The organism is Microseira wollei NIES-4236 (assembly GCF_020521235.1).
GTDB classification, from domain to species: domain Bacteria; phylum Cyanobacteriota; class Cyanobacteriia; order Cyanobacteriales; family Aerosakkonemataceae; genus Microseira; species Microseira wollei.
The window spans coordinates 1-13,818 of the sequence record NZ_BLAY01000055.1 but is presented as its reverse complement, the minus strand read 5'-3'; the positions used below and the strand labels follow the sequence as shown (position 1 = coordinate 13,818).

The window sequence follows — 13,818 nt, the reverse complement described above, 5'->3', positions numbered from 1 at the left end:
TCTGTTGTGCGTTGTCTTGTAGGGGCAAGGCATCAATTGGTTAAAAGTTTTTTCACCCAGGTGTTGCATGGGGTGGCGTTGTCTTGTAGGGGCAAGGCATCAATTGGTTAAAAGTTTTTTCACCCAGGTGTTGCCTGTTCCCTACTCCTAATTCAGGGTAATCGACCGGACATAATATAAGTTGACACCGATGCCCTCAAGCGTGAGCGAGTACAATCGGAACGACTAGGACAACCAGTCCAGGCGCGATCGCACCGCATCTGCCGTTTGCCAATCGCTTTTGGTTTATATAGCCGCGATTTCTCATCGCCAGGATTAGGTGCAAGATCTCAGTTAAATCGATCAGTAACTAACCCAAGTTGCTAGTTATAATTATCGTGGGTTGCTCTCATTGCTAATCGCTAATTGCTAATTGCTGATGGGAATATTTTTCGGTTCTACCATTAGCCATTAGCTATTAGCCATTAGCGATTAGCAGCCCTAAAAAGATAACTAGCAACTTGCGTTAACTAGCATGATAGACGTTCAAAATCAGCCCATACCAGTAATAGTCGATACAGACGCTGGTGTTGATGATGCCTTGGCTCTGATTATGGCATTAAATTCACCTCAATTAGACCTGAAAGCCGTCACAGTTGTCGCTGGCAATATTAACGTAGATCAGGCAGCGAATAATGTGTTGCGCGTAGTGAGTATTGTGGAACCCGATAGGTTGCCTATTGTTGCCAAAGGTTGTGAAAAACCTCTGAAAAAACCTCCATTTAATGCCGCAGGAATTCATGGGGCAGATGGTTTGGGTGAACTCGATCGGTTTAAGCAAGCTGATGGTACACCTCGCTATCCCCAACTGACTATTGAGCCATCTCAAGAGAATGCGATCGATGTATTGCTTCAAGCAGCTCAAGAGTACGGTGACAGTCTGACCATTATTGCACTAGGACCGCTGACGAATCTAGCAACAGCGATTCAGAAAGATAGTGCAACCATGAAAAAAGTAGGGCGAATTGTCATCATGGGTGGCGCTGTTACTGTACCCGGAAATATTTCAGCCGCCGCTGAATTTAACTTTTTTGTCGATCCTGATGCCGCTCAAATCGTGATGGAGTCGGAAATTCCTCTCACCTTAGTCGGTTTAGATGTGGCGATGAAAGCTCCCTTACCCCGTCAAATTGTTGAAGATAACTTACAGCGTCGTCCTTCAAAAGTTACCCAGTTTATTGCCGACTGCACGCAAATTTATATGGCTTTCTACCGTGACAACGAAGGCTTTTACGGGTGTTATTTACACGATCCCTTGGCGATGGCGGTGGCGATAGATCCGAGTTTGGTCAAAACTGAGTCCCTCTATATGATGGTGGAAACTCAAGGACGATTTACGACTGGCATGTCACTAGCAGATCGGCGCGATCGCCGAGATGAGAAAACGAATCCGCCTAACGTAGAGGCTTGTTTAGATGTAGATACTCAACGGTTTATGCAGCTATTCGATCAACTTGTCTTACGAGTGACAGAGGTTGGACTTTTTACACTCACAGGACTTACGCAAAGAAACAAAGCGCGAGCCGAAAAATCCTTGGTTTCGCAACCAGAGAGCCTGGTCGAAACCGGGTTTCTGGCCTCCTCTTGCGTCAGTCCTGGAAAATCCCTTTGCATATTATGCTAACGACATTCCCTTTGACAAACTTTGCCATAAATTGGATAATGATATTGCCGAATTAATTGCTTTTCCCATAAAATCAGACATCAGAAAAATCCAAATTAATTCCTCATATGCCGCTCCAGATATCTAGCAGCATAGGAATCCTAATTGCATCTGGCTCAGTCTCGTGAGGATGTAAGTTATCTCGCCAGGTACCTTGCTTCAATTTTATGGGAAATAAAAATGTCAAAAGCTACTGCAAAAAAAATATGGTTTAAAGAAACCTTGAGATTAAAAGGTTCTGTTATTCCAGGAGTTTTGTCACCTTCTCTCTTCTGTGGTGGATTTGCCATTCTGATTTCGTTTCTTTACGCCAATCAAGTGCCAGTTTCCCAACCCATTTTAGGTAGTGTAATTCCCAGCATTGTTTTAGGTTTATTGCTAGTTTTTCGTACTAATACAGCTTATGATCGATTTTGGGAAGGAAGGAAACTTTGGGGTAGTACAGTTAACACTATCCGCAATCTAGCTTGGCAAATTTGGGTTGCAGTTGACGAAGTTGAACCTGGAGATCGAGATCGCAAAATTACTGCATTAAGTTTATTGCCAGCGTTTGCGATCTCCGAAAAGCTATATCTCCGTTATGAACCAGCTAGTGAGGAGTTAAAACCTTGGATTTCGCCCTCTCAATATAGCATTTTGCAAAATATTCAAAATATGCCCTTAGAAATTACTCGTTGGTTAGGAGATTACTTGCAGCAGGAATACAAGCGAGGTCTTTTAACTAATCACCAATTGGCTACCATTCACACTCTGATGAATAACTTGATGGATAATGTAGGCGGCTGCGAACGCATTTTGAAAACACCAATCCCCGCAGCCTACGTCATTCATCTGAATCAACTGGTACTCATCTACTGTTTAATTCTGCCTTTTCAGTTTGTCAAAGATCTAGGTTGGTGGACAGGTATATTCGTAGCAATTGTCAGTTTTGCTTTGTTTGGGATTGAGGAAATTGGAGTGGAAATCGAAAATCCCTTCGGTTACGATCATAATGACTTACCACTAGATAAAATTTGTCAAACCATTCAGAACAATATTGAAGAATTCATTGCTTATCAAACAAATTAAAACAGCAGAGAAACTCAGATTCCCGGTTTCTACGAAAACAGGATTGGAAACGCTGGATATTCAGCTTCTCAAACGCTGCATTTTGAGCGTAGAGACTAATTTAGCTGAAGCGGTGAAGGTTTTTCAGCAGGGAATCTCGACTGTCTGCGAATAAAATAATACAGTAGTTTGTCGGGTGCGTTAGACGAGAGTACGGCACCATTAATTGTGTATTATACCTCTGCAATAATTCTTGTGGGGTGGGCATTGGATCCCGCCTTTGGGGTAGTTTCTGGAGAAGTCTATTAATATTATTTGTTGTTTTTAGACTCTCGCCTCGCTGCCGTACTCTCATCTAACGCACCCTACCCTTACTACTGTTTCGGAATAAAATAATACAGTAGTTTGTCGGGTGCGTTAACGAAGTGTAACGCACCATTAATTGTGTATTATAGCGGATTTCATTCGGATGAGGTACACCTTGGTTTGTGTAGCGGCACCCTTAAGGGTGCCGCTACACAAAAGGCGCGATTTCGCTGTACCTCACGCGGCTGCAAGCCGCTGTAATATTATTTGTTGTTTGTCGGGTGCGTTAACGAAGTGTAACCCACGATTAATTGTGTATTAATATTATTTGTTGTTTGTCGGGTGCGTTAACGAAGTGTAACCCACGATTAATTGTGTATTAATATTATTTGTTGTTTGTCGGGTGCGTTAACGAAGTGTAACCCACGATTAATTGTGTATTAATATTATTTGTTGTTTGTCGGGTGCGTTAGACGAGAGTACGGCACCATTAATTGTGTATTATACCTCTGCAATAATTCTTGTGGGTTGGGCATTGGATCCCTCCTTTGGGGTAGTTTCTGGAGAAGTCTATTAATATTATTTGTTCTTTTTATAGTCTCGCCTCGCTGCCGTACTCTCGTCTAACGCACCCTACCCTTACTACTTTTTAGAGTCTCGCCTCGCTGCCGTACTCTCGTCTAACGCACCCTACCCTTACTACCCTTACTCAACTATTTGAACCTCCACAAAGGGAGTGAGAACCTTACCTGTTCAGAGTCCTGTTTCTATGTATGTTCGGCTAACGGCGTTTGGGTCAAAACACCCTTCTACCGCTAGTCCCGGAGAGGGATTGTTGTAGATGAAGCGCACTTTATAAGTGCCAACTTCTGGCAATTTAATAAACCATCGACTACCCTTTCGGTCAGGTTCACCCAACGTAAGCTGCTCATCCTCCCAAAAGAGCTTGGCTTCTGGAAAAAAAGTCAAGCTTTTTCCAGGCAAAACTAATTGACAATTATAATTGTGTTGTGGATACTCTCGAGAGTTACCAAATACTATTGCCCGCCTTATATACGTACCTAATACTAAGCCATCTGGTCTTTCTATCCCTAGTTTGATAACCTCTAAGGGATCGAACCCAGTAAAGCGAACAGGTGCTTGAGTTTTATTGGTAATGCGAATACCAATTTCGACCGGGTTTTCGGCTTGGGAGTTTTTAGCTGGAATTGTCCAGACTCGTTTTGGAATCAAAGTTTCAAAGCTAATTCCATTCACTTCGACAGCATTTGAGTTAGTAGTTTATTTAGTTGTCAGCTGACTGAATCTCTCCGCTTGCACATCACTAGGTGCAGTCAAGACTTTATCTCGATAACCGAGTAATGTTGTAGCGAAAAAAACTAAAGCCAATATCAACCCGAAAATCAAAAATTTACCCATGGTAATTTCCCATGATTTCACGGAGGGGTGGGAGCAGTTTTTGGATGAGTTCCTGCATAGTAAACTAGCACTTTTCGCTTTTCTTCATCAGGTACATAAAATACTCGGTCAGAGCTTGTTACTTCGTATTCCCACGCGCCCAAGTAGCGTTTGCCTTTCAAAGGAAAAACTCGCTTAGGCTTCCTCACCATAGGCGCAGTAGATAAATCCTGATAGCAGCGGCGAGCATTTTCTGGAGCGCGTAACAGCAAGGCTTCCCAATCCCTGTTAACTCGTCGATTTTTTGCTACCACCAGCCAAGAAGATACAGGTAATTGTGTTGCTTGTTCTGCAAAGTTTTCCAGAGTATCAGGCGCAGTCGGTGGTGCTGTCAATTGTTCTTCTGGTGGCACTACCAAATCGGAGGAAATAGGTGCTGATATAGCTTGATCTTGGGAGCCAAGAGTATCGGGTGGTGTCGGTTGTTCTTCTTCTTTCCCTACACTCTCATTTTCATTTTGATCTGCTCCAGACGAATTAGTCATAGTTAAGTCAATTCGGTAGTGCTTTCAGTTATTGGTTGAGTCAGTAAAACTTCATCAACTTCATCATTAAAAGCCGCCGCGAGTTCTTTACTGCCGATGGCGATCGCACTCTCATGCCACTCATGGAGTGTAGCATCAAGACGATCCCAGGCTTCAAGACGGTATGCACTCTCTACTTCTGCGATTAGTTCGCACAGTTCTTCATTATCAAATACTTTTAACCATCCATAGGGATGCGATGAATCAATCTGTTCTCCCAGGCGCAATCGATAGGCAACATCGATCGCTTCACACACAACTTGACCGATCGTAGCTGCCTTGACCATATCAGTCATGCGATCGCGACGCAACAAAGCAAAGTGTTGATCGGATCTAGTTATAGTTACAGGACGTTCCCATGCTAAATCTAAAATTCGTCCCGGTTGCCGATTTAATTCAGTCGCGGTAATTAATTCATCACCGTAAACACTAGCTGACGCTCCAGTAAACATAGTCCAACTCTGATGAGGCAAATCAGTCTATATACGTATTATTATACGTAGCGCCACAGAATCCGGGTTTCTCTAAGAAACCCGGATTCTCAAGCCTAATAACTACGCCCCCGCCACTGGGTAGGTTTTTGCACAGAAGATAGCAAGATTCGCACAAAAGCTAAGGGATCTGCTAAAGGAGAAAGATAAAAGGTAAAAGGTAAATCTAAAAAGTGAGGAGAATTCTTGTTTTTTCCTTGATAAGATGGCGCGATCGCAAACAGCAACCCCACCCTAATCAGCACCAAAAATAAGTTTAGCGCCAATAAGAGAAGCAGGGGAGCAGAGGTGATGGGGAGCAGAGGAGAAACTAATAAAATCGGTAAAGGTAATCCTTGCACAGATAATAGCAACCACAAATCGCTCCAAACCTGTGCGGGAGAAGCGGCGTCTTTCAGATCCAGACTGCGCCCCCACTCTTTCCAAGTTTCGGCTGCACCTTCGTACATCCTGACTTTTAATACCTTCGCCCCATCCAAAAACCCTACTTTATACCCAGCGGCGGCAATATTTCGTGCCAAGGTAACATCGTCGCAAAACGAACTTCTGGCGCTCGTGTATCCACCTACGGCTGCCAACACCGACCGACGACACAGGAAGCACTGACCGTTTGCCATCACTCGTTCTGGCGTGTCGGAATTTACCCCAGCCGATTCGAACCGATACAGCAGCGTCATCAAGAGTGCCGGTTGTAACCACCACTCCCCTCGGTATTTGAGGATAAATTGGGGCGAGAGGGAAACCAGATCGTATCCTTCAGCTTGGGCTGTTTTTACCAAAGCGGCGACTAACCCAGGACGAGGTTGAGTATCGGCGTCGATGCCCAAGATCCATTCGCTTCCATCGCTACTATGCAAAAAACCCGTATGCAATGCCCAAGGGCGCCCTACCCATCCGGGCGGTAAAGGGTCATCTGTAATCGGGCGAAAGCGCGGATCTTTTTCTGCGGCGGCTTTCACCAAATCGAGAGTACCATCAGACGAGCGACTGTCTACAACAATAATTTCCCGCACTTCGTAGCTTTGGCGGCTTAATCCTGCCAAACAGGGACGGATGCGCTTAGCCTCGTTTAAAGTCGGAACGATCGCGCTGACGGTACCTAACAGATCCGGCGTGGCGGTACAAGGTTCAATCGGAGGACGACGCGACGGCCCTTTTAGCAGTCGCGAAAGTAAAATAGCCGTGGCTGGGGCTTGTATTAATAGCAACCCCAGCGCGATTGCACCCTGTACTGTCAACGAATCTAAATTCACTTAACTCCGAGTTTTACAGCAGTTATGGCGATTTCGGTGTTGATGGTAGCAGATTTTGGTGCTGCTACTGGGGCTTTAGCGGGTTGCGCGATCGCATACAGCGCGATTGCCGGGACAACGCCAGTCAACAAGCCCAATAAAACGGGTATTGCAAACCCAGAAGCTAAGCTTAACACGGCTGCGTAAGCGTAGTTACTCAAATAAATAATTAACGGCAAACCGAGTTGATTTCGCGTTAAAGGTTGAGGGGTTTCTTGCTGCACCAAGACGGGCTTACGAGTCCAGATCGTTGCTGCTACGGTCATAAATAGAGCGCTAGTGCCAAACCAACCGGCATAATTTTGGTAGGGCGTGCCAAAGAAAGCGCCTGCTTTTTCCCAGTACCAAAAAGGAACCGATGTTTGACTCATGGCTGGTTCTAGGGCAAAATCCCAAGAAGTGAAGAGGATAGCACCGATGGCGATCGCGCCTACCCAACGCACCCAAGACGGCTTTTGATCCAGCTTCAGCGCCACACGGGCGATTAAATACGAAGCCAACCCCATATAAAACCAGGAAATGGGGATGGTAAACGGCACTAACCCCGCAATTTTATAACCCAAACCATTCAGGTAATGATAGTCACCAAATGGGAAGCCCGTACCCGTGCCCAGCAATTCGCTGCTTAAAGATATGCATACCGCTGGTAGCATAAACGTCAGCCAGTGCCACGCGCCCAGGGTACGATAGGCAAAAATCGCTACAGCGATCGCGCCTAAAATGATATTTACCACAGCGCCCCCAGCCATACTCCACTGGAACAAGTTCTGCCCAAACCCTGGTAAATTCAATATCACTTCCGGATGGGGTAAAACCAATAACAGCCCCGCCCATCCAAAAACCATTGTGACAATGTGTCCAATCAGACAGAAGCCCTCAACCCTAATCAGTTGCTTCATACGATCTCCCATACATAGATGACGCTTGTCAGGCGCTTCTTAATAGTTTACAAACGTTTAACAAAAATTTATATGATGTGGGCAGTTGAAAAAAACAGCACTTACGCAAAAAAACCCGGTTTCTCCCAAAAATCCAGGGTTTCCAGTCGCGAGATTGACGCATCACCTTTGTTTTTGGTGTAGAAGAGGACAGCACTTACGCAAAAAAACCCGGTTTCTCGCCAAAATCCAGGGTTTCCAATCGCGAGATTGACGCATCACCTTTGTTTTTGGTTCCGCGGGCGTAAGTCCTGGAGGAGAAGGGAGAGCGGTGACAAGGGAGAGGTTGATGGAAGAGTTACCCGCGTCTTTGCCTCCCCATATAGCGGTTTGCACTCGGTGATGGTAGACCTTGGTTTGTGTAGCGGCACCCTTAAGGGTGCCGCTACACAAACCAAGGTCTACCTCACACGAAAAGCAATCCCCCATATCCTCTTGTCCTCTTGATTCCCCCTGTCCCCCTGTCCCCCTGTCCCCCTGTCTTGTTCTCCCGCGTCAGAGCGTCTTGTGGTGTGGGTAAAGAGTCAAGTGAGAGGGAGAGGAAGAGGCAAAAGCCACAGGTAGGGGTAAGTTAAAAGAAAAACCAGAAAACCCAGATATGCTGAGCGTCAAAAAACTACCTAAACTATCTTTAATGTTACTGTTGGTGACTTATACTGCCTTAGGGTGGATCTTGTCCGCCTCTAAGTCTCCCTGGTACATCGTGCTGTTGGCGGCGGCATTCGTATTGCTGCTGGCGGAAACCTTAGCAGCGCCTTTTTCCAATATCCGAAAGATTATTCTCCGTACCCTCAGTTCGGATATCAATGCTTTCATCATCGTGCTGGTAGTGTCTTTTCTTGCCGCCGCGATTGTGGTATGGATTGATATTGTCATCCGCGTCTTGGTTTTAGTCTCAGCCGGACTGCTAGCCAGACTAGACCTTTATAGAGCGGGGCTTGGTCAGTGGCAAGCTTTTTGGATTTTAACCGTGATTTCTCTGATTGGCTTTGCCTTGGGTTGGACCGGACAGAATTACCTTTATCCAGACCCAATATTACCATTGCACGCCACCCCATAGAGCTAGATTAAATCGCCAAAGTTTACTAAACTTACTTATAGTTAACGCAAGTTGCTAGTTATAAACAAGCGCGTTGCTAATTGCTAATTGCTAATTGCTAATAAAGGATTTTTACCAATCTCGCCATTAGCCTCGTGACCAGGGATCTGCCTAGTAACGCCATTAGCCGCTCCCAGAGAGATAACTAGCAACTTGAGTTAGTTACGCAACTTGAGTAAGTTATAAACAAACTTATAGTTATTGATGGCGATGCACTTTTGTGCTATATTCCTTAACAATGCCGAAAACCAAGGCTAAAAATTGTCTGGTTTGTAAACCACAGTCGATGCAGAACTAGCCAGCCGCTCAAAAGGTCGATCGTGTTACCACGATTAGTTAATTTGGCTGAAAATAATGGATGAACAATGGCTCTTAGCTTCAAAAGTAAAACGCTCAAAAGCTTCATAGGGTGGGCAAAACCTGAATTGACGCCTGTGGACTGTTGCAACCGACTCCCTTGCTGGAAGCTCTAAGCAGACCCTCTAGAAATTACTTATAACGCAAGTTTCTAGTTATAAACAAGGGCGTTGCTAATGGCTAATTGCTAATATAGGATTTTTACTGACATTAGCCATTAGCCATTAGCCATTAGCTTCTATTCATGAGATAACTAGCAACTTGAGTTTCTAGCCATTAGCCATTAGCCATTAGCTTCTATTCATGAGATAACTAGCAACTTGAGTTTCTAGTTGAATGGTGAAATTTAGGTAAGTTTAGCCAAGTTCTGTATAGCACACTCGATAAATCGTCACAACCCCGGTATCGAGCGGCACAAAAGTTAGACGATACTAATAAAGCGTTTAACTGTCGCTTTGCCCTACAGCCTTCAAGCCGTGGGGCGATTTTGTGGTAAAAAATAGTACCAGAAACCCGGTTTTTTAGAAAAACCGGGTTTCTGGTAGTCTTAAATCTTTTAGCGAACTACTAGGCCCAGCGCCCAAAAGCCGTATTGCTAAGACAGAATCCTTAGATCAAGCGGAAAATAAAGGGGTAGCGGTAGGCATCTTCGCTCTTGTTCAAACAGTGGAGAATCGCCAAAATTGGCAGAACTATGTTGACAACCTGCAAAATAGCCAGCAGCACGAAACCAATTAATATCCAACATAGAATGCCAAAGATAATGCCGTAGAGCCAAACGTTAAAGTGGAAGTTGAGAGATTCTTTAGCATTTTCCTTCACCACTGGGTCATCGGATACGAGCAAAATTGCTATGGGGATGCCGATAGACACGACCAACAGGCTAAAAAAGATCGATCCGTGACACAATGCCGATAAAAGCTTCCGTTTGTCCGCGTCGTACATATAACCTCTTCCCTAGTGCAGTCTAGTTTATTCTTTGGTTACGAAGCTACCACATTCAATCCACAGCTCGGTGGAGGAGATTTCCGTACCCCAAAGGGGGGTAGGGCGCATCAGTAGTTATCCTAGTATTGTTATGGCGCTCCCGTTGCTAAATTTTTCCCACTCAATTTTTGCATGACTACGGAACTTCAGACCGAAATCGAAACTGCCGTCGAACGTCGTCGCAACTTTGCGATTATCTCCCACCCCGACGCGGGTAAGACGACGCTGACCGAAAAACTGCTACTCTACGGGGGTGCGATTCACGAAGCTGGCGCCGTTAAGGCACGGCGCGCCCAGCGTAAGGCAACCTCGGACTGGATGGAAATGGAACAACAGCGGGGGATTTCGATTACCTCGACGGTGTTGCAGTTTGAGTATGACCTTTGTCAGATTAACTTGCTAGATACCCCCGGACACCAAGATTTTAGCGAAGATACCTATCGGACTTTAGCAGCTGCTGATAATGCCGTAATGTTGATCGATGCTGCTAAAGGGTTGGAACCCCAGACTCGCAAGCTGTTTGAAGTCTGCCGGATGCGGAGGTTGCCCATTTTTACCTTTGTGAATAAAATGGATCGTCCGGGGCGGGAACCCTTGGAGTTGCTGGACGAAATTGAGAAAGAATTGGGTTTGCAGACTTATGCGGTAAACTGGCCTATTGGCATGGGCGATCGCTTCAAAGGCGTGTTTGACCGACACCAACACCAAATTCACCTATTTGAACGCACCGCCCACGGTAGTCGGGAAGCAAAAGATACAACGGTAGCTCTGGGAGATCCAGACGTTGAACAACTGCTAGAACAAGACTTATACTACCAACTCAAACAAGATTTAGAAGTTTTGGAAGGATTGGGACCAGAACTCGATATCGAAAGAGTACACCAAGGTGAATTGACGCCAGTATTTTTCGGTAGCGCCATGACTAACTTTGGCGTCCAGCTATTTTTAAACGCTTTTCTGGAACTTGCTGCCAAACCCGGATCTCGCAACTCATCAGCAGGCGAAATTCCGCCGACAAATCCAGATTTTTCCGGATTTGTGTTTAAATTGCAAGCGAATATGGACCCGAAACACCGGGATAGAGTTGCTTTCGTCCGCGTCTGTACCGGCAAGTTTGAAAAAGATATGGTGGTCAATCACGCCCGGACTGGTAAAACGGTGCGTTTGTCAAGACCTCAGAAATTATTTGCCCAAGACCGGGAATCAATTGAAGAAGCTTATGCGGGAGATGTGATTGGGTTAAATAATCCGGGAGTGTTCGCGATTGGCGATACGATTTACACGGGTCAGAAATTAGAGTACGAAGGGATTCCCTGTTTCTCTCCAGAACTATTTGCTTTTCTGAGAAATCCCAATCCTTCTAAGTTTAAGCAATTCCGCAAAGGCGTTTCTGAATTGCAAGAAGAAGGCGCGGTACAAATTATGTATTCCGCCGATGAAGCTAAACGAGACCCAATTTTAGCCGCAGTGGGACAGTTGCAATTTGATGTCGTGCAGTTCCGCTTGCAAAATGAATATGGGGTGGAAACTCAACTCGATGTCTTACCTTACAGCGTTGCCCGATGGGTGACTGGCGGTTGGGAAGCGTTAGCTAAAGTTGGGCGCTTGTTTAATACCGTGACGGTAAAAGATGGTTGGGGACGCCCGGTTTTACTGTTTAAGAATGAATGGAATTTGCATCAAATTCAAGGCGATCATCCAGATTTAAAATTGAGTTCGGTAGCGCCGGTAGTTTCGGGACAGCAACCGCAATCTTTGTAGTCAGGAGTGACGCAAATAAACCGGGTTTCTCTGAAAAATCGTTAAGTTATAACTAGAGATATACGCAGAAACCCGGTTTATAAATCATTATTTGTCCGGAAAACACAATTATGCCAATGTAGTCATCATTACTCAGATCTTGCACTTACCCGCTGACCCGCCAGCGATTCAAATCGCTGGCTAATAGCGAAAGTCCTCTAAACAGGACTAAAGACTTATCATTAAAGGCTTTCATTCCATTTTAATGGAATTGAGCTATTAGCCGTGGAATTGATTCCACGGCGGGTGAGTGGAGTAGTGCAAGATCTGAGAATAGAAACAGATTAACCGATAGCCGCCCCGCCGATGAACGAACAACGCCAAGAAGCTTATCTTAACCTGATCCAACAACTGCTAAATTGCCCCAATGGAGAAGAACCAGAAATTTTAGCAGCCAACCAAGAATTACTCGATGCTGACTTTTTGCAGGTGCTGGAAGCGTTAGCCCAAATGTATTCGCAGGAGGGAGATGAAAATACAGCAAATTGGTTGATAAATTTGAAAAATAAACTGGTAGAAGCATTGAATTTATCATCGCCAGTTAATCAAGCACAGAACTTAGAATCTCTCAGCGAGTCAGATTTACAGGCTTATTTGCAATTTTTACTCAATCTACTACAAGCAATATCAGACAGCAACGGCGACGCGGAGGTTGTTTATCCCTTATTGGCAGCTAATACAGATAAAATCAATCTAATTTTCGCAGAAATATTGCGGCGTTGGGCAAGCGCAACCTTGGCACAAGTAGAAGCAGATGCAGCACAATCGATTGCGGCAGTTATTGGCAATTTTAGCAATCTGATTCAGGACTTCCCCTTGGGAAACAAAGCCAGCAATATGGAAATAGCCATTGCAGGCTATGAAATCGCACTGACTATTTACACCCGCGATGCTTTTCCGGTTGATTGGGCAATGACGCAAAATAATCTGGGTAATGCTTACAGTAACAGGATATTGGGAGAGAAGGCAGAGAATATTGAAAATGCGATCGCTGCTTATAATGCGGCACTGACTATTTACACCCGCGAAGCTTTTCCGGTTGATTGGGCAATGACGCAAAATAATCTGGGTAATGCTTACCTTTACAGGATATTGGGAGAGAAGGCAGAGAATATTGAAAATGCGATCGCTGCTTATAATGCGGCACTGACTATTAGAACCCGCGATGCTTTTCCGGTTGATTGGGCAGGTACGCAAAATAATCTGGGTAATGCTTACAGTAACAGGATATTGGGAGAGAAGGCAGAGAATATTGAAAATGCGATCGCTGCTTATCATGCGGCACTGACTATTAGAACCCGCGATGCTTTTCCGGTTAATTGGGCAACGACGCAAAATAATATGGGTAATGCTTACCTTTACAGGATATTGGGAGAGAAGGCAGAGAATATTGAAAATGCGATCGCTGCTTATAATGCGGCACTGACTATTAGAACCCGCGATGCTTTTCCGGTTAATTGGGCAACGACGCAAAATAATATGGGTAATGCTTACCTTTACAGGATATTGGGAGAGAAGGCAGAGAATATTGAAAATGCGATCGCTGCTTATAATGCGGCACTGACTATTAGAACCCGCGATGCTTTTCCGGTTAATTGGGCAACGACGCAAAATAATATGGGTAATGCTTACCTTTACAGGATATTGGGAGAGAAGGCAGAGAATATTGAAAATGCGATCGCTGCTTATAATGCGGCACTGACTATTAGAACCCGCGATGCTTTTCCGGTTGATTGGGCAGGTACGCAAAATAATCTGGGTAATGCTTACAGTAACAGGATATTGGGAGAGAAGGCAGAGAATATTGAAAATGCGAT

At 44.9% G+C, this 13,818-nt stretch carries 11 protein-coding genes and 1 pseudogene; 5 read left to right on the top strand and 7 right to left on the bottom strand.

Going from position 1 to position 13,818, the window contains the following annotated elements; translation table 11 throughout:
• Positions 1–196: 196 nt before the first annotated feature.
• On the bottom strand, positions 197–325 hold the full coding sequence (locus MiSe_RS51055) for a hypothetical protein (RefSeq protein WP_264196574.1): 129 nt from the start codon (positions 323–325) through the stop codon (positions 197–199).
• A 189-nt stretch (positions 326–514) separates the two neighbouring features.
• Here MiSe_RS51055 and MiSe_RS18975 point away from each other — a divergent pair, with 189 nt between their 5' ends.
• Together MiSe_RS18975 and MiSe_RS18970 are read left to right on the top strand one after the other, a co-directional pair.
• Entirely contained in the window at positions 515–1,663 is a 1,149-nt protein-coding gene (locus MiSe_RS18975; protein WP_226583596.1) for a nucleoside hydrolase, read from the top strand.
• 219 nt (positions 1,664–1,882) lie between these two features.
• Positions 1,883–2,770, top strand: coding sequence for a bestrophin family protein (locus MiSe_RS18970; RefSeq protein ID WP_226583593.1), 888 nt, complete (start codon positions 1,883–1,885; stop codon positions 2,768–2,770).
• A 1,038-nt stretch (positions 2,771–3,808) separates the two neighbouring features.
• On the opposite strand, the gene MiSe_RS18965 is transcribed toward MiSe_RS18970, so the two are convergent.
• The 5 genes from MiSe_RS18965 to cruF all read right to left on the bottom strand — a co-directional run bounded on the left by MiSe_RS18965 (position 3,809) and on the right by cruF (position 7,719).
• Positions 3,809–4,288 (bottom strand): hypothetical protein, encoded by a 480-nt coding sequence (locus tag MiSe_RS18965; RefSeq protein ID WP_226583590.1) that lies wholly within the window; start codon positions 4,286–4,288, stop codon positions 3,809–3,811.
• Between the two features lie 203 nt (positions 4,289–4,491).
• Entirely contained in the window at positions 4,492–4,998 is a 507-nt protein-coding gene (locus MiSe_RS18960) for a hypothetical protein (RefSeq protein ID WP_226583587.1), read from the bottom strand.
• Positions 4,999–5,000: 2 nt separating this feature from the next.
• A complete protein-coding gene (locus tag MiSe_RS18955) occupies positions 5,001–5,489 on the bottom strand; it encodes a hypothetical protein (protein ID WP_226583584.1) in 489 nt (162 codons plus the stop codon).
• A 95-nt stretch (positions 5,490–5,584) separates the two neighbouring features.
• Positions 5,585–6,781, bottom strand: coding sequence for a 2'-O-glycosyltransferase CruG (gene cruG, locus MiSe_RS18950; RefSeq protein WP_226583581.1), 1,197 nt, complete (start codon positions 6,779–6,781; stop codon positions 5,585–5,587).
• A complete protein-coding gene (cruF, locus tag MiSe_RS18945; RefSeq protein ID WP_226583579.1) occupies positions 6,778–7,719 on the bottom strand; it encodes a gamma-carotene 1'-hydroxylase CruF in 942 nt (313 codons plus the stop codon). Before cruF ends, cruG begins: the two co-directional genes overlap by 4 nt.
• 637 nt (positions 7,720–8,356) lie before the next feature.
• On the opposite strand from cruF, the gene MiSe_RS18940 reads away from it, so the two are divergent.
• Positions 8,357–8,818: a hypothetical protein gene (locus tag MiSe_RS18940; protein WP_226583576.1), complete on the top strand. Its 462-nt coding sequence runs from the start codon at positions 8,357–8,359 to the stop codon at positions 8,816–8,818.
• A 1,005-nt stretch (positions 8,819–9,823) separates the two neighbouring features.
• Here the strand turns inward: MiSe_RS18940 and MiSe_RS18935 are convergent.
• The gene (locus MiSe_RS18935; protein ID WP_226583573.1) at positions 9,824–10,159 is read right to left on the bottom strand and encodes a DUF4870 domain-containing protein; all 336 of its coding nucleotides are present in this window, start codon (positions 10,157–10,159) and stop codon (positions 9,824–9,826) included.
• A gap of 174 nt (positions 10,160–10,333) precedes the next feature.
• Between MiSe_RS18935 and prfC the strand changes: the two genes are divergently transcribed.
• Both prfC and MiSe_RS18925 read left to right on the top strand, forming a co-directional pair.
• Entirely contained in the window at positions 10,334–11,962 is a 1,629-nt protein-coding gene (gene prfC / locus MiSe_RS18930; RefSeq protein ID WP_226583570.1) for a peptide chain release factor 3, read from the top strand.
• Positions 11,963–12,307: 345 nt separating this feature from the next.
• Positions 12,308–13,818: pseudogene (locus MiSe_RS18925) on the top strand (tetratricopeptide repeat protein); the annotation flags it as partial.